At 31.4% G+C, this 17,513-nt stretch carries 15 protein-coding genes; all 15 read left to right on the top strand.

Going from position 1 to position 17,513, the window contains the following annotated elements; all coding sequences use genetic code 11:
- Positions 1–3: 3 nt before the first annotated feature.
- The 15 genes from T344_RS0126005 (at position 4) to T344_RS0125935 (ending at position 17,440) form a co-directional block, all read left to right on the top strand.
- Positions 4–633 (top strand): sugar transferase, encoded by a 630-nt coding sequence (locus T344_RS0126005; RefSeq protein WP_027631131.1) that lies wholly within the window; start codon positions 4–6, stop codon positions 631–633.
- Positions 634–647: 14 nt separating this feature from the next.
- The gene (locus T344_RS0126000) at positions 648–1,379 is read left to right on the top strand and encodes a GNAT family N-acetyltransferase (RefSeq protein WP_027631130.1); all 732 of its coding nucleotides are present in this window, start codon (positions 648–650) and stop codon (positions 1,377–1,379) included.
- Positions 1,380–1,439: 60 nt separating this feature from the next.
- Positions 1,440–2,642 (top strand): glycosyltransferase family 4 protein, encoded by a 1,203-nt coding sequence (locus tag T344_RS0125995; RefSeq protein WP_479692239.1) that lies wholly within the window; start codon positions 1,440–1,442, stop codon positions 2,640–2,642.
- 274 nt (positions 2,643–2,916) lie between these two features.
- On the top strand, positions 2,917–4,230 hold the full coding sequence (locus T344_RS0125990) for a nucleotide sugar dehydrogenase (protein ID WP_027631128.1): 1,314 nt from the start codon (positions 2,917–2,919) through the stop codon (positions 4,228–4,230).
- Positions 4,231–4,243: 13 nt separating this feature from the next.
- Positions 4,244–5,326, top strand: a complete 1,083-nt coding sequence (locus tag T344_RS0125985; protein WP_027631127.1) for a Gfo/Idh/MocA family protein — start codon at positions 4,244–4,246, stop codon at positions 5,324–5,326.
- Positions 5,323–5,889 (top strand): N-acetyltransferase, encoded by a 567-nt coding sequence (locus T344_RS0125980; protein WP_027631126.1) that lies wholly within the window; start codon positions 5,323–5,325, stop codon positions 5,887–5,889. Before T344_RS0125985 ends, T344_RS0125980 begins: the two co-directional genes overlap by 4 nt.
- A 26-nt stretch (positions 5,890–5,915) precedes the next feature.
- On the top strand, positions 5,916–7,046 hold the full coding sequence (locus tag T344_RS0125975) for a DegT/DnrJ/EryC1/StrS family aminotransferase (RefSeq protein WP_027631125.1): 1,131 nt from the start codon (positions 5,916–5,918) through the stop codon (positions 7,044–7,046).
- A 17-nt stretch (positions 7,047–7,063) separates the two neighbouring features.
- Complete coding sequence (locus T344_RS30120; RefSeq protein WP_051572296.1) at positions 7,064–8,299, top strand: glycosyltransferase; 1,236 nt, start codon at positions 7,064–7,066, stop codon at positions 8,297–8,299.
- Between the two features lie 102 nt (positions 8,300–8,401).
- On the top strand, positions 8,402–9,541 hold the full coding sequence (locus T344_RS0125965; RefSeq protein ID WP_027631124.1) for a glycosyltransferase family 1 protein: 1,140 nt from the start codon (positions 8,402–8,404) through the stop codon (positions 9,539–9,541).
- 41 nt (positions 9,542–9,582) lie between these two features.
- Positions 9,583–10,833, top strand: coding sequence for a hypothetical protein (locus T344_RS0125960; RefSeq protein WP_027631123.1), 1,251 nt, complete (start codon positions 9,583–9,585; stop codon positions 10,831–10,833).
- A 90-nt stretch (positions 10,834–10,923) separates the two neighbouring features.
- Complete coding sequence (locus T344_RS0125955; RefSeq protein ID WP_027631122.1) at positions 10,924–11,829, top strand: ATP-grasp fold amidoligase family protein; 906 nt, start codon at positions 10,924–10,926, stop codon at positions 11,827–11,829.
- Positions 11,830–11,852: 23 nt separating this feature from the next.
- The gene (locus tag T344_RS29375) at positions 11,853–13,319 is read left to right on the top strand and encodes a DUF362 domain-containing protein (RefSeq protein WP_162178056.1); all 1,467 of its coding nucleotides are present in this window, start codon (positions 11,853–11,855) and stop codon (positions 13,317–13,319) included.
- Between the two features lie 176 nt (positions 13,320–13,495).
- Complete coding sequence (locus T344_RS0125945) at positions 13,496–14,959, top strand: lipopolysaccharide biosynthesis protein (protein WP_027631121.1); 1,464 nt, start codon at positions 13,496–13,498, stop codon at positions 14,957–14,959.
- Positions 14,960–15,087: 128 nt separating this feature from the next.
- On the top strand, positions 15,088–16,401 hold the full coding sequence (locus T344_RS29370) for a UDP-glucose dehydrogenase family protein (protein ID WP_034863250.1): 1,314 nt from the start codon (positions 15,088–15,090) through the stop codon (positions 16,399–16,401).
- A gap of 52 nt (positions 16,402–16,453) precedes the next feature.
- Complete coding sequence (locus T344_RS0125935; protein WP_051572303.1) at positions 16,454–17,440, top strand: GDP-mannose 4,6-dehydratase; 987 nt, start codon at positions 16,454–16,456, stop codon at positions 17,438–17,440.
- Positions 17,441–17,513: the final 73 nt, after the last annotated feature.

Raw genomic sequence — 17,513 nt, 5'->3', positions numbered from 1 at the left:
AAAATGTATACAAGTTTCTTTAAAAGGATAGTTGACCTGATTTTATCACTAATAGCTCTACCATTCTGGTTGCTAATATTAGTTATTATCGGATCTATCATATATTTTCAGGATAAAGGGTCGATTTTCTATAATGCACCTCGACTTGGTAAAGGCGGAAAGATATTTAAGATGTACAAATTCCGTTCGATGAAAGTAAATGCACCTGATATAAGAAATGAGGACGGTTCTACATTTAATTCAGAGAATGATCCAAGGCTTACTAAGATAGGAAAGTTTATACGAAAGACAAGTATAGATGAAACTCCCCAAATCTTAAATGTATTAAAAGGTGATATGAGTTTAATTGGGCCAAGACCTGACTTGCCGGAACATATGGAGCTATATGAAGGTATTGAAGTTCGCAAGTTGGAGGTTAAACCTGGAATAACAGGCTTTAACCAGGCGTACTATAGAAATACAGTTTCTTGGAAAGAACGAATTCAAAATGATATTTACTATATTGATAATTTGTCATTATGGCTTGATATAAAGGTATTATTAAAAACAGTTATATCTGTGTTAAAACGTGAAGATGTTTACGTAACTGATAATAGTATTGAAACTAAAAATAAGTCTAAAGTGGGTGTGTAGGAGGTTTAATTATTTTGAAAAATAACAATATTGACTGTCCAGTTACCTTCTATGCTTTACAATGGGATACAAATTATTTTGGCATAAATTGCGCTAAGGCTATCCTTCATAAGCCCCTTACATTATTTGACTGGGATGAGTTAAAAGACAAATTTAAGGCCTATCAGTTTATATCAATTGAAAATCGTAATTCAGAACCAAATAATGCACAACTGATCGCAAAGCATACCTCAGCATTTTTAGCTGATGTGAATATACAATTTACAAAAAAGATAGAAGGTTCATATAAGTGGCCAGAACAAATTGAAATTCATAATATGTTGGAAAGAAATGATCAAATCATTGATGTAGCAGATTTTCAGTTTTCAAAGTTTATAGAAGATCCCGAGTTAGCTAAACGTGGGGGAACGCAAGTTTATCACCAATGGCTGATAAATTCATTTGGAAAGCCAGATAAATATTTTGCTTTATCAAAGACAGCAAACGGGCAAGTTAATGGGTTTCTGCTACATTCATATTTGAAAAATAGTTGTGTAATAGAGCTCATTGCTGTAGCTAGGAATGATGCTAAAAGCGGCATTGGGACAAGTTTATTTAGGGCAATTGAATACGCAGCATATGAACGCGGCTGTGATGAAATAAGAGTCGGTACCCAAGTGAGAAATATTGGTGCAATTAACTTTTATCATAAAGTTGGATGTATACAAGTAGCGTGCCATCAGATTTATCATTTATGGAAGTTATAATGTTAGAGTTATTGTAAGGGGGGAATTATTATAAAAATATGGATAATCAATCATTATGCCATGCCACCAGAGTATGAAGTTAGAGTCAGAAATAACATGATGTCAAAATACCTCAAAAATTTAGGACATAAAGTTAAAATATTTTCCGCTAGTACCATTCATAATAGAGATCTTAATTTAATAAGTGATAAGTCTAAATTATTTATTGAAAGATCATATGATGAATTAAATTTTGTACACATTAGAACTTGTAACTATAGTGGAAATGGATTAAGAAGAGTAGTTAATATGTTACAATTTCCATTCAGATTTTATAGAGTTGCAAAACGCATAAATGAAAAACCAGATGTTATTATTTGTGATCTAGGAGCTATGTTAGCGCCTCTCCCATTTTTAATTTCAAAAAGGTATAAAGCTAAGTTTATTTTGGAAGTTAGGGATTTATGGCCTGAATCGATTATTGAATACAAAGGTATGTCTCGGAAAAATCCAATTGTATGGTTAATGTATCAGATTGAAAAATGGATTTATAAAAGATCTGATAAACTTGTTTTTACAATGGAAGGAGGGAAAGATTATATATTTGATAAAGGGTGGGAAGAAGATATTGATTTAGATAAAGTTTCCCACATAAATAATGGAGTAGATCTAGAATCATTTATATTTAATAAAGAAAATTATAAGATTATAGATTTTGATTTAGAAGATATCAATACCTTTAAGGTAGTATATGCAGGATCAATAAGACTTGTTAATAATGTAAAAACAATAGTTGATGCAGCACAAGTAATTAAAGAAAAAGGATATCACAATATAAAATTTTTAATATACGGTGATGGAACGGACAGGAAGTATCTTGAGGAGTATTGTGTTGAAAATAAGATTGATAATGTAGCGTTTAAAGGGTTTGTAAACAAAAAAAACATTCCGTTTATTTTGGATAAGTGTAACTTAAATATTATGCATTTTGAACAGAACGGTTTAAAGAAATATGGTGCGAGTCTTAATAAATTGTTTGAATATTTTGCAAGCGGTAGACCTATAGTTTCTGATTGTGAGTTTGGTTATGATTTAATTAAAAAATATAAATGTGGGATTGTAAGAGACAATGCAAATTCAGAACAGATGGCGGAAGCTATTGCTAAATTTTATGAGATGCCTGAAGATGAGTATAATTCTTACTGTCAGAATTCAACTTACGTAGCAAATAAGTATGATTATAAAATTTTAACTTCAAAATTTGAAGAAATACTTAAGAGGTAGCATATTACATGTTTCTGTTATACTAATATTTAATATTAATTTACGTTTAAGGTTGATAAAATGCAAGAATAAAATTGGATAATAATTTGTGCAGATTTTATATAATTTACAAATTAAATCAAAGACATATGATGAGTAATTGTGAAAATGTTGAAGATGCTCGTAAAGGTGCTGAAAATATTGTTTAATAATTTAAGGAGTTTATTCATGCAATCACATTATGTGTGATATATAATTCTATAAGAAAAGACAATGATAAAAGAGGAATAGAATAATGAAACAGAAATTGTTAGAAAAGATTAAAAATAAGAAAATTGTTGTGGGTGTAATAGGACTAGGATATGTTGGCCTTCCTCTTGCTGTGGAAAAAGCTAAGGCTGGATTTAAAACTATAGGATTTGATATACAAGAAAATAAGGTGCAGATGGTTAATAAAGGTCATAATTATATAGGAGATGTAGTTGATCATGACCTATCAGAGTTGGTGAGAAATGGCATGCTTTCTGCAACTACGGACTTTAGTTTTGTAAAAAATGTTGACTTTATTGCAATTTGTGTTCCTACTCCATTGGATAACCATCAACAACCAGATATTAGTTATATCAAATCATCATCAGAAGAAATTGCAAAGTTTCTTAAAAGAGAAACAATGGTCGTACTTGAATCGACAACATATCCTGGTACAACAGAGGAACTTATAAAATCTATACTTGAAGAAGGATCAGGATTAAAGTGCAGTGATGATTTTTATCTAGGATTCTCTCCAGAACGAGTTGATCCGGGAAATTTGATATATAAAACAAAGAATACACCTAAAGTAGTTGGTGCTATTGGACAAGATGCCACAGAAGTAATTGCAACGATGTATCGTGCTGTTCTTGATGGTGATGTACATACTGTATCTAGTCCTGCGATTGCAGAAATGGAAAAGATACTTGAGAATACATACAGAAATGTTAATATTGGCCTTGCAAATGAGCTTGCAATATTATGTAATAAGATGGGCATAAATATTTGGGAAGTAATTGATGCAGCAAAATCAAAACCATATGGATTTCAAGCATTCTATCCAGGGCCTGGGTTAGGTGGCCATTGTATTCCACTTGATCCTTATTATTTATCATGGAAAGCACGCGAATATGGATTCCATACATCTATGATTGAATCTTCAATGATGGTTAATGATCGTATGCCAGAATACTGCGTAGAGAGGGCAATCAAGATCCTAAACCGCAACAAGAAGGCAATAAATGGTGCAAAAATATTAGTGCTTGGCGTTGCGTATAAACAAGATATTAATGACTATCGTGAAAGTCCTGCCATTAGAGTAATTGAAGAGCTAAGAAAACATTGTGCTAATGTTGTTTATTTTGATCCTTTTGTACCGGAATACCGAGAACATGGAGAAGTCCATAAAAGCGAACCAGAATTAGCAGATGGTCTTATCGAAAGTGTAGATCTTGTCATAATCACTACCGCTCATACTAATGTAAATTATGGACTTGTTCAGCAACATGCAAAATCAATTTTTGATACTAAGAATGCGATGAAACATATTAAAAGAAGAGATAATATTGAGCTACTGTAAGGGGGAAGTGGTATTGAGCTTAAAATATGCATTAATCGGATGTGGCAGAATTTCACCAAATCATATTGCAGCAGCAATCGAGAACAATTTAGAAATAGTGGCATTATGCGATATTGATGAATTTAAAATGGATGAGGTAATAATAAAGTTTAATATTTCTGAAACTGTTAAGAAATATTCTGACTATAAAGAAATGCTCCAAAAAGAAAAACTAGATATTATAGCTATCTGCACTGAAAGTGGTAAACATGGGGAAATTGCCATTAACTGTATAGAATTTGGTAGTAATTTAATTATAGAAAAGCCCATAGCTTTATCACTTGACGAGGCAGATCAAATTATTAAAAAAGCAAAAGAGAAGAATTTGAAGGTTTGTGCATGTCATCAAAATCGTTTTAATAAATCTGTACAGAAAATTAGAGAAGCAGTTGAAGTGGGACGATTTGGTAAATTACTTCATGGCACTGCACATATCCGCTGGAGTCGAGGAGAAAATTATTATAAGCAAGCTCCATGGAGAGGTACTTGGGAGCAAGATGGAGGTGCATTGATGAATCAGTGTATCCATAATATTGATCTTTTAAGATGGATGTTGGGAGATGAAATTATAGAAGTAGTTGGTATGACAGATAATTTAATACATGACTTTATAGAGGCAGAAGACTTAGGTTTGGCATTAATTAAGTTTGCAAATGGAAGCTACGGTATTGTAGAAGGAACTACGAGCATTTATCCTAAAAACCTTGAAGAGACCCTATACATCTTTGGAGAAAAAGGAACTGTTAAAGCCGGAGGTAAATCAGTGAATCTAATTGAAGAGTGGCAGTTTGCAGATAAATTAGATGATTCGGAAGAAGTTAAACAAAAGTACCATGAGAACCCACCGAATGTTTATGGATTTGGACATAATCCACTTTATGAGGATATGATTGAATCAATAAAAAATGATAGAGAGCCATATGTTACTGCTGAAGACGGGAGAAGAGCTCTTGAACTCGTACTTGCAATATATAAATCAGCAGCAGATGGTAAAAGTATTAAGCTTCCGTTGAAAAAATGTAGTACTATGGATTTTATAGGCAGGTTTGGCAGATGAACTACTTTGTACATGAAAGCAGTTATATAGATAAAAATGTAGACATAGGAGATGGCACTAAGATATGGCACTTTTGCCACGTTCAAAAGGGCACTCGAATAGGCAAGCAATGTTCGTTAGGCCAGAATGTTTACATTTCTAGTAATGTTAAAATCGGAAATGGAGTAAAAATCCAAAACAATGTCTCTGTATATGAAGGTGTTGAGTTGGAGGACTTTGTATTTTGTGGACCTTCTATGGTGTTCACAAACGACTTAACTCCAAGAAGTAAATATCCAAAAGGAGCTGGAGGGTATAAAAAGACTCTTGTTAAATATGGAGCATCAATAGGAGCTAATGCAACTATTGTTTGTGGTAATACGATTGGTAAGTGGGCAATGATCGCATCTGGAGCTGTTGTGACAAAGGATGTTCCTGATTATGCGATAATGGCAGGAGTTCCAGCAAAACAGATTGATTGGGTTTGTGAATGTGGGATTCCACTCAGAGGTGGAATCAATTGTGAAAAATGTGGAAGAGAGTATACTCTTGTGAAAGGCCAACTTCTAGAGAAATCCAAGTAGACTAAATTGTTGACAGGAGTGATAAAGTGGAATTTAGAGATTTGAAATCCCAATATCAAAAATACAAATACGAAATAGATTCTGCTATTCAAGAAGTATTAGATAATGCAAACTTTATTGGAGGTATTGATGTTAAATTATTGGAAAAAAGGTTAGCTGAATATGTTGGAGTTAAATATTGTATTACTTGTGCTAATGGTACAGAAGCTATGACATTAGTAATGATGGCATGGGACATTAAAGAAAGAGATGCTGTTTTTATACCGGACTTCACTTTCTTTTCAACTGGAGAGATTGTCTCTTTTAGAGGAGCAACACCAGTATTTGTTGATGTAAAAAGAGAGACGTATAATATAGATACATATAAATTAGAAAAAGCTATCATGAAAACTATAGAGGAAGGCAAACTTACTCCAAGAGCCATAATTCCAGTTGATTTATTTGGTCTTCCTGCAGATCATTATGAAATTGCTAGGATAGCCAATAAATATAACTTATTAGTTCTTGAAGATGGTGCTCAGGGATTTGGCGGAAGAATACATGGAAGGATGGCTTGTAGTTTCGGTGATGCAGCTACAACTTCATTTTTCCCAGCTAAGCCGTTAGGGTGTTATGGAGATGGAGGAGCTATTTTCACAAATAGTGATGATTTGGCAAAGCTTATTAGTTCTATTAAAGTTCATGGAAAGGGAAGTAATAAATATGATAATGTACGAATTGGTATAAACTCAAGATTAGATACAATTCAGGCAGCTATCTTAAATGTAAAACTGACTGCATTTATGGAACATGAACTTAATGATGTGAATGTAGTGTATAAATTGTATAATGAAAACTTATGCAATATAGTTGAGATCCCTGTTATACCAGAAGGGTACTATTCAAGTTTTGCTCAATATACTATTAAGCTCAAAAACAAAGAGCAGCGTGACGGCTTACAAGCAAAGCTAAAAGAATATGATATTCCGAGTATGATTTACTATGTTAAGCCGATGCATAAGCAGGGAGCTTTTTTAGGTATAGAAATAAACGAGAAAGATCTTGAAGTATCTAGTAAACTTTGCGAAACTGTACTTTCATTACCAATGCATCCGTATATGACAGAAGCAGAAATAATGTATATTTCAAATATAATAATAAAATATATTAAAAATTAGTAAGTACATGGTGTGTTATGAATAAAATTATTGTTTTACCTGGTACCGCTGATGCCACATTTTTTATAAATGAAGTTAATTATATTACTAAATATTTTGACGAGGTTGTAGTGATTTCATATCCAGGCAATGAAGAGGTATTTTCTAATCTCGCTAAAGAAAAAGGATTTAGGTACTATGTTGTAAAGGCTAATATATTAAAAGCATTAATTAGTTTCGGTATTTTTAAATGGTTGTTTGATAAAAATACTAGAAAAGAAATAAAAAGTGTATTTTCTATATCAAAACTAGGACTATCTAAAATCATATACATTTTGCATTATGGATTATTTTATATTAATGCTAAAAGGTATATTGATAGAGAAATTTCAAGGAATCTTAATGATAACGTATATATGTACTCTTTCTGGCTAACTAGAGGTGCATATGCTATAGCAAATTACAATGTAACTAGAAAAAGTAATTTAAAAAAGATAGTATCTAGAGCACATGGGTATGATTTATATGAAGAAAGAAATCTAACAAGGTATTTACCCTTTAGAGACTTTATCGATATAAATTTGGATGAAATACATTTTATTTCAGGTCACGGTTTAAATTATTTTACCCAAAGATACATATCTACTACTTTGAGCTCAATAAAAAATATTTCAAGATTAGGAACATATAATCCTTATGAAAAGCGAAAAAAAATAATTGAGAAAGATAAAGTTTGTATTGCATCATGTTCTTCTATTATACCTGTTAAGCGATTAGATTTAATAATTGATATCATAGCTAATATTGATTTACCGGTTACATGGATACATATTGGAACTGGAAGTCAAAAAAGTGAGATAGAAACTTATGCCGCAGAAAAGCTTAAAGGAAAAGAGTATAATTTTTTGGGGCATATAGATAATTCAGAAATATTAAGAACCTATGAGAGATATGATGTGGATTTTTTTATAAATACCAGTGATTCGGAGGGAGTCCCTGTATCTATAATGGAGGCCATATCTATGGGCATTCCAGTTATTGCTCGTAATGTTGGCGGTAATAGTGAAATTGTCGAAGCAAACACCGGGTATTTAATAAATAATATAGATAATATGAAAAATGTATATAATCAAGTTAATACCATAATAAAACAAAGATTAGATAATAATTTAGATAAATATAGTATTAGGAGTCAACGATCTATTAGTTTGTGGAAACTACAATATGATGCTGATAAAAATTATGATTTATTTTTTAGCAAAATGAAAGAATGATATATGTATTTAAACAAAAATGGAGAATCATTTATTTTGAAATAGATGATAATCTTGTAAGAAATTAGAAGTAAGTAAAATATTCTCAATAAGGAAGTTAATATGAATAAAACAATACCTAAACGTCTCTTATGCATAGTAAATAGTATGGAGGTTGGTGGCGCTGAAACGTTTTTGATTAAGAACTATCGTGCCTTAGATAGAACGAAATATCAGATGGATTTTTATTGTATGTCATCTCAAAAAGGATATTATGAAAAAGAAATAATATTATTAGGAGGTAGAATTTATCATTCAATACCTAAATCAAGAAATATCCTTAAAGCTTTTTTGGCACTAAAAAATGTTGTAAAGAATGAAAAATATTTTTATGTAATGAGAGTATCTCAACATTCTTTAGCAACAATTGATTTATTAGCTGCAAAATTTGGAGGAGCAAGAGTGTTAGTTCAACGTTCAAGTAACGCTGATTCTAGCACAATAATTAATAGAATATTACATAAAATGTTTAAATGGTTACCTATAATGATTCCAACATTAAAAATTGCTCCATCAACAGAAGCCGCTGAGTACACGTTTGGAAGAAATAGTATAAGAAATGGTAAAGCAACTATTGTAAAGAACGCAATTGCAGTAGACAAATTTCTTTTTAATTCAGTTAAAAGAGATAAAATGCGTCAGGAAATGGGTATAGAGGGTAAGTTTGTGATTGGACATGTGGGGAGATTTAGTAATCAAAAGAATCATGAGTTTTTAATTGATATCTTTGGTCAGATTGTTAAGAAACATAATGGGAGCGTTCTGATTCTAGTCGGTAATGGTGAACTTGAAGGTAAAATTAAAAATAAAGTAAAAAATCTGGGACTAATAGATAATGTTATCTTTACTGGAATAAGATCTGATATTCCTGATATTTTAATGGCAATGGATGTTTTTTTATTTCCTTCATTTTTTGAGGGTATGCCAAATACAGTTATTGAAGCTCAAGCGACTGGATTACCATGTATTATTTCTGATTCAATAACAAAGGAGACAAATATATGTGGTTTAGTTAAATATATATCACTTAATACTGCACCAGGTCAATGGGCAAAAATAGTTTTAGAATCATATAATCTTGATCGTGGTCAGAAAAGACAAAAAGAATATATAAATCAAAAGTTTAAAGAAAATGGGTATGATATTAAAATTGAAGCAGATAATTTTATGAAATTACTATTTAATGCCAATGATTCACTTTAAAGCAAATGGATTGCTAAACAAAAATGTGGAAGGAGATACAGGTGTTAGGGAATATAATTTTTATTATTTTTTTAATTATATTAGTATATAAATTACAAAAGAATACAAATACGGCTATAGTTTCATACATTGTTTTTTCATTAATATGTCCTCATTTGAAAGTAGCAAATTTACAAATTAGTTTTGAAATAATAGCCTTCTTTCCTGTTTTAATTATATTTATACTAAAAAAACCATCAATATTTTCGTTACATAGAAGGGATTTGTACCGTCAGCATTTAATAATATATTTTTATATATTTTTAGCATCTTCGTTTATTGCTACTTTAAGATTTGAAAGTAAAATACCATGGATTTCATTTCTTTCAGTTTTTCGCATAATATGTTTAATATATATAATGCAATCTGAAATGGAAGGGAATTCCGTTCAAGTATTAGATCGCATTATATCGCCAGTCTTATTTACAAACTTAGCAGTTTCAATTATACAATTAACTGTTCCAGTCAGTACTAAAATATTTTATGAATTATATTATAAAGCATCATTAACACCTTTAGCGGCGGTGCTTAAGTTAGGATTTTTCAATCGAGCTTATGGGACATTTGCTACCCCTGTCTTACTTGGAATATTCTCAATAATTAGCTTTGCTATATATCTTGGGTTTTTAACAGAGAAAAGACAATGCAAAAGACTTTATTTAAAGCTGGTTATTTCCGTTATAATTGGATTATTAGCGCTTTCCAAAACAGCTGTGATAGGTATTCCCATAATTTCTATTTGTTATTGTATATTAATCCTATTTGATGTCATTAAAATAAAAAATAAAAAGATTGCAATTATTCCGTTAATATTAATACCGATATTTGGCATAACAGTAATATTGCTAGAAAAGCATGGAACTGCTATTTCATATTATATAGGATTTTTGTCAAAGCCATTTGAAGCTTTAAGCACTAGGTATAATTCCTCAAGTGGGTTATTATCAGGCACCTTTTCTACTATATATGACAACTGGTTAATTGGAGTAGGAGGTACTCCAATCGGAGATGACTTTACTGGAGATTCTCTGTATATAAGTATTTTGTATAGTACTGGAATACTTGGACTAATTACTTACTTTAGTATTCTTATAGGGTCTACTGTTAAAAATTTAAAATTAAGAAATACCACAGCTTTGTTATGCTTTATAGCTTTTTGTCTAGCTGGCTTAGCTGCACCTATAGGATTAGACATTGTTACAATGCCAGTAATAGCATATATGTTTTGCAAAAGTGAAACTACTATATCTTAACATGGATAGATAATTATACTACAATAGTATATATTTTAGGACTTATTTAAATTGGAAAAAATAAAATTTTGAATTTGAGAGGCAACAAAGATGATAAAAAAGTTAGTAAAAGGGATTAAAAATCCTAAACTTATTATATTATTTTTTTTAAGTTTTAGGTTTTCTAGGCTTATTCCAGATAAATTATATTTAAAAATAAAATATAATTTATTAGTAGGAAAAGAGCTTAATTTAGACAATCCCCAAACCTTTAATGAAAAGCTTCAGTGGTTGAAATTATATGATCGAAAACATGAATATACAAAGATGGTTGATAAATTTGAAGTTAGAAAATATATAACTGAAACAGTTGGTGAAGAATACTTAATTCCATTGTTAGGTGTGTATGATAATTATGATGAGATTGATTTTGATGCCTTACCAAATCAATTTGTATTAAAACCTAATCACACATCTGGAAATGTTTATATATGCAAGGATAAATCAAAAATAAATTTTAAAGAACTAAAAAAAGAAGTTAATATGTGGCTTAAACGTGAGTATTATTGGTTTCATCGAGAATGGCCATATAAAAATATAAAGCCGAGAATTATATGTGAAAAGTATATGGTTGATGAGTCAAATATAGAATTAAAAGATTATAAAATACATTGTTTTGGAGGAATGCCAAAGCTAATTCAAGTTGATTTTGGGCGTTTTACAAATCATCGAAGAAACTTATTTGATATAAAATGGAACTATATAGATGCATCAATATTATATCCTAATGATCCTGATACCATCATTGAAAGACCTACAAATCTAGATAAGGTGATAGAAATAGCGTCAGTTTTGTCTAAGCATTTTCCATATGTAAGGGTAGATATCTATTTAGTGAAGGCCAAAATTTATTTTGGTGAATTAACCTTCCATCACGGGGCTGGCTATGAACAATTTAAACCAAGTGAACTAGAACTTCAAATGGGTAGATGGTTAAAATTACCGGATTGTTATTAAGTAAAACGGAGGATAAAAGAAAAATGCAGACAAATCAAGTACATGTAAATAAAGTAGAAGGTAGTAGATATCCAAATAAGATAGATTGTTTTAATCCATCTATCTGTTATCCTGAGTATAGATTTACCAATGAAATTTCAAAATCGGATAATATGGTTTATGATATGATTAGGGAATGCCTATATCATATGGGATTTGATAAAGAACATTTTGGTGCAAATGATTGGAATCCACTAAAGGAATTAATAAAACCTGGAGATGTAGTATTGTTAAAACCTAATATGGTTTTGCATGAGAATGAAATAACCGAGAATGGAATAGAATGCCTTATAACGCATCCATCATTGGTTCGTGCTCTACTTGATTATGTGGTTCTGGCATTGGACGGAACAGGTGCTATTATTGTTGGAGATGCACCTTTGCAGACATGTAATTTTAAAAAACTTGTTAGTGAGCAAGGATATATTGATATAATAGATTTCTATAAAAGGAAGGGGATCCAGATAGAGCTTGTTGATTTTAGAAACTATAAAAGCATTTATAAAGATGGATTACATCAAAAAATACAAAATGACTCCGATAATACTGCTATAGTAGTTGACTTAGAAAAAAAATCCGAGTTCTTAACCATAGAAAAAGATCGCTTTAACCTATTAAGGATAACTAATTACGACCATTCTATTATGTATGAGCATCACAATTGCAAAAAGAACGAATATTCAATTGCAAAGAAAGTATTGGAAGCAGATGTTATTATAAATATACCTAAACCAAAGACTCACAGAAAAGCTGGTGTAACAATTTCGCTTAAGAACTTAGTCGGGATTAATACCAACAAAGAATGGTTACCACATCATTCACAAGGTTCAACTCAAGAAGGTGGAGATGAATATTATCGCAAAAGCTTTTTAAAGAAATTAATAACTCACTTTACTGAGTATAAGGATAATTGTTTGGGTAGGGACATGAGAAAAAAAGCAAAGGTATATTACAATGTAGTCCGTGGATTATCTATGTTAAATAAGATCTTTAGCAAAGATATATATTCGGAGGGAAGCTGGTATGGCAATGATACAATTTGGAGAACATTATTAGACCTCAACAAAATTCTTTTCTATTCAGATAAGCAAGGAAACATGAAAGATACGAAACAACGTAAAATGTTAATTGTCGCAGACATGATTATTTCCGGCGAGGGAGAAGGACCGCTTTTACCAACACCTAAAGATGTAGGTATTATAGCAATGGGTATGAATCCTGTTTGTTTTGATGAGGCAATATCATCAGTTATGGGATTTAAGCCCTCCCTAATCCCATCTATACATAATGCACGAAATATCAAATACTATGCTTTTGCCGATCAAAATGAGACAATAATAACATCAAATAACCCTATTTATGATTTAAAAACACCAAATGGGGTATATTACAAGGACTCATTGCAGTTTAAACCATCTAGGGGGTGGAAGGCTCATTTCCATCAATCATAAACGCTATTAAATAATATAAATTCAAAGAGGATTCTTGTTCCCACAAACTTTAAATATAGTTGATAATTCGTTTCCGTATGTTAAAATAAGTTGGGTAGTTTAGTTATATTGTTTACAAATATAAGAGATGTAAGTTTACGTGTTGATGTTTAGTTGCATTAAAGGAGATAATGAAATTGAAAGGAAATAATCTAACTAACAAAGTTGTAAATGCAACTAAATGGGCATCTATCACTGAAATATCAGCAAAAATAGTTAGCCCTATATCTAATATGATTCTTGCTAGAATCATTGCTCCAGAAGCATTTGGTGTAGTAGCTACGGTAACCATGATTATGAGTTTTGCTGATATGTTTACTGATGCGGGATTTCAAAAATATTTGGTACAGCATGATTTCAGAGATGAGGAGGAAAAATTTGACAATGCAAATGTAGCATTTTGGACTAATATTGTAATATCTATATTGTTATTGTTAGGTATAATCATATTTAGACAACAAATTGCGGAACTTGTAGGAAATCCAGGGTTAGGTAATGTTGTGGCTATAGCATGCGTACAGCTAGTATTTACATCTTTTTCAAGTATACAAATGGCTCTTTATAGGCGGAATTTTAATTATAAAGAACTTTTTTTAGTTCGAATGGTAACAGTTAGTATACCTTTTGTTGTAACTGTACCATTGGCTCTATTCGGGCTAGGCTTTTGGTCACTAATTGTTGGTGGGATATTCATGCAGTTCGCAAATTCAGTTATACTAACTGTTAACTCTAAGTGGAAACCAAAATTATTTTATGATATTAAGATTTTAAAAGAAATGCTATCCTTTAGTGTCTGGTCACTGATTGAGGCAGTTTCTATTTGGCTTACAGTATGGGTGGATGTATTTATTATTGGAAGTTCTTTTAATCAATATTATTTAGGAATATATAAGACATCAACCGGTATGGTTAATGTACTTATGGGTATAGTTACTTCTTCTACAGTACCAGTTCTATTTGCAGCGTTATCCCGTTTAAAGAATGATGATAACCAATTCAAAATTATGCTTTATAAAACTCAGCGGTTTGTTTCAATATTAGTATTTCCTTTAGGGGTCGGTTCATATATATACAGTAATTTAGCAACAAAGATACTTTTAGGCAGTCAGTGGAATGAAGCAAGTGGCGTAATTGGGGTTTATGCTCTAACTAATTCAATAATAATAGTTTTTGGGTATTATTGTAGTGAAGTATATCGTGCAAAGGGAAGACCTAGGTTATCTTTATTTGCACAAGTATTGCATTTAGTTTTTTTGATACCAACTTGTATAATTAGTGCTAAATATGGGTTTTGGATATTTGTTTATGCTCGATCATGGGCAATTATTGAATTCGTTTTAGTTCATTTTATTTTAATAAAGATTTCAATGGGTTTCCCAGTATCAAAGATGATTAAAAACGTATTTCCAACAGCTTTTTCAGCAACATTAATGGGCTTTTTGGGATACTTTTTGCAACTTATAAATAAACAAACAGTATGGAGTGTAATTTCTATCATTATATGTGCTTTATTCTATTTTGGAATATTGTTATTATTTCCGAATATGCGCGTGGAGATATATGGTATGATAAAAAGATTAAAACTAAAAAGGTTAAATTAAATGTACGTTAATACCTAATAACGAAATGAAAATGGTTGCTATTAGGTTATCTAGAGACAAATATAACTTTGGAAATTAGCAAAATAATATACAAGTAAGTAAAACAGATTATAGGAGGAAAAGCACGGATGTATAAAATAGTAGTAGCAGGAACAGGATATGTTGGTTTAGTGGCAGGTGTATGTTTTGCTGAGGTTGGCCATCAAGTTAAATGTGTTGATATTGATGAGGAAAAAGTAAATAAAATGAAACAGGGTATCACTCCAATTTATGAAGCTGATTTGGAAGAGCTAATGCAGAGAAATTATGCATTAGGAAGAATTGACTATACAACAGATTTTGAATCAGCCTATAAAGATGCAGATGCGATTTTTTTGGGAGTGGGGACACCAGAACAACCAGACGGGTCGGCTGATCTTTCTTACATAGCAACAGTAGCAAGGCAAATAGCAGAATCTATAGAAAAGGACTGCCTTGTAGTAGTAAAATCTACGGTTCCTGTTGGCACGAATGATAAAGTAGAACAATTTATTAATGATTTCTTAGTGAACAATGTAAAGGTAGAGGTTGCATCTAATCCGGAGTTCTTAGCACAAGGCTCGGCTGTTCATGATACCTTACATGCAGCAAGAATTATCATAGGTACGGAAAGTAAATGGGCGAAAGAGTTACTTACAAAGATATATGAGCCATTTAACCTTCCAATTGTATGTGTTAACAGAAGATCAGCAGAGATGATTAAGTATGCTTCTAATGATTTTCTTGCTTTAAAAATATCCTACATGAATGATATAGCTAATCTGTGTGAATTAGTAGGAGCTGATGTTCAGGACGTAGCAATGGGCATGAGTTATGATGAACGAATAGGTGGTAAGTATTTAAATGTGGGAATTGGGTATGGTGGCTCATGTTTTCCAAAGGATACAAAGGCATTAGAATATTTGGCTAGACAACACGGTTATGAATTAAGAACAGTTAAAGCTGCAATTAGTGTGAACAAAGACCAAAAAACAATGCTATATAAAAAGGCTTGTAAAAGGTTGATTACATTTAGTGGCCTAAAAGTAGCTGTACTTGGCTTGACATTTAAGCCTGGAACTGATGATTTACGTGAAGGGCCTTCCCTAGATAATGTCCCTTTATTTTTAGAGCAGGGGGCAGATATTTACGCTTATGATCCTGCAGGAATGGACAACTTTAAGAAAAAATACCCTGAAGGACAAAATAATAAAGGAACTATAAGGTATGCTAAATATATAGAGGAAGCTTTAGAAAATGCAAATGTATGTTTTATATTTACTGAATGGAAAGAAATAAAAGTAGTTAAACCTCAAACATATAAGAAACTTATGAGAACACCAATTGTATACGATGGTAGAAACATTTATGGTGTTAAAGATATGAAAAAAGCAGGAGTAGAATATTATTCTATTGGTAGATAGGTAATCATCAGGAGGTAAACATTTGAAAAAGTTAAATAGTAAAAAAATATACATGGTTACTGGAGTAGCTGGCTTTATTGGTTTCTACTTAGCAAAGAGATTATTAGAACAGGGTTGTAAAGTAATCGGTATTGATAATATAAATAATTATTACGATATTAATCTGAAGTATACTCGTTTAGAGAAGTTGAAGCCTTTTAAAAAGTTTATATTTATTAAAGGTGATATCTCCGATAAAGAAATGATGATGAAAATATTTACGAGATATAAGCCTAATATTGTACTAAACCTAGCTGCTCAGGCAGGAGTAAGGTACTCTATTGAAAATCCGGATGTATACATTCAAAGCAATATTATTGGATTCTATAATATTCTTGAAGCTTGCAGACATAATCCAGTAGACCATCTTGTATATGCATCATCTAGTTCTGTTTATGGTTCCAATCAGAAAATACCTTTTGAGGAATCAGATTTTGTAGACCATCCTGTATCACTATATGCAGCGACAAAAAAATCAAATGAATTAATGGCACATACTTATAGTCATTTGTTTAAGATACCTGCCACAGGATTAAGATTCTTTACGGTATACGGGCCAATGGGAAGGCCTGATATGGCTTACTTTGGATTTACAAACAAGTATTTTAACGGTGAGCCAATTAAAATATATAATAATGGCGATTTTGAACATGATCTTTATAGGGACTTTACCTATATCGATGATATAGTAGAAGGAATTGTAAGAATTATTAACAGTCCACCTGTGGATACTGTTCCTCATAAAGTGTATAACATTGGAAATAACAGCCCTGAGAAGTTGATGGTTTTTATTGAAGTATTAGAGAAGTGCTTAAGCAAGGCAGTGGGAAAAGAGGTAGTATTTGAAAAGATATTCGAGCCTATTAAACCTGGAGATGTGTCAGCTACCTATGCATCTATTGATTTGTTGCAGAAATCTATGGGATTTAAGCCTACGACATCTATAATGGAAGGTTTACAGAAGTTTGCTGATTGGTATATCGAGTATTATGTGAGGTAGTCTCTATGTTATATACTTTACTTTAGTAGTGCCTTTGTCTATAATTAGAAAAGAATAAATTATTTTTTATGGG

Origin of the sequence: Ruminiclostridium cellobioparum DSM 1351 = ATCC 15832, from assembly GCF_000621505.1 — a bacterium.
Lineage (GTDB): Bacteria > Bacillota > Clostridia > Acetivibrionales > DSM-1351 > Ruminiclostridium > Ruminiclostridium cellobioparum.
This window is presented reverse-complemented; position numbering and strand designations above follow the sequence as displayed.

Bases quoted from the DNA above. Each gene is read 5' to 3' on its own strand.
- T344_RS30120 (WP_051572296.1), top strand. From the start codon at position 7,064: ATGAATAAAATTATTGTTTTACCTGGTACCGCTGATGCCACATTTTTT.
- T344_RS0125955 (WP_027631122.1), top strand. From the start codon at position 10,924: ATGATAAAAAAGTTAGTAAAAGGGATTAAAAATCCTAAACTTATTATA.
- T344_RS0125995 (WP_479692239.1), top strand. From the start codon at position 1,440: ATGCCACCAGAGTATGAAGTTAGAGTCAGAAATAACATGATGTCAAAA.
- T344_RS0125965 (WP_027631124.1), top strand. From the start codon at position 8,402: ATGAATAAAACAATACCTAAACGTCTCTTATGCATAGTAAATAGTATG.
- T344_RS0125990 (WP_027631128.1), top strand. From the start codon at position 2,917: ATGAAACAGAAATTGTTAGAAAAGATTAAAAATAAGAAAATTGTTGTG.
- T344_RS29375 (WP_162178056.1), top strand. From the start codon at position 11,853: ATGCAGACAAATCAAGTACATGTAAATAAAGTAGAAGGTAGTAGATAT.
- T344_RS0125935 (WP_051572303.1), top strand. From the start codon at position 16,454: ATGGTTACTGGAGTAGCTGGCTTTATTGGTTTCTACTTAGCAAAGAGA.
- T344_RS29370 (WP_034863250.1), top strand. From the start codon at position 15,088: ATGTATAAAATAGTAGTAGCAGGAACAGGATATGTTGGTTTAGTGGCA.
- T344_RS0126005 (WP_027631131.1), top strand. From the start codon at position 4: ATGTATACAAGTTTCTTTAAAAGGATAGTTGACCTGATTTTATCACTA.
- T344_RS0125980 (WP_027631126.1), top strand. From the start codon at position 5,323: ATGAACTACTTTGTACATGAAAGCAGTTATATAGATAAAAATGTAGAC.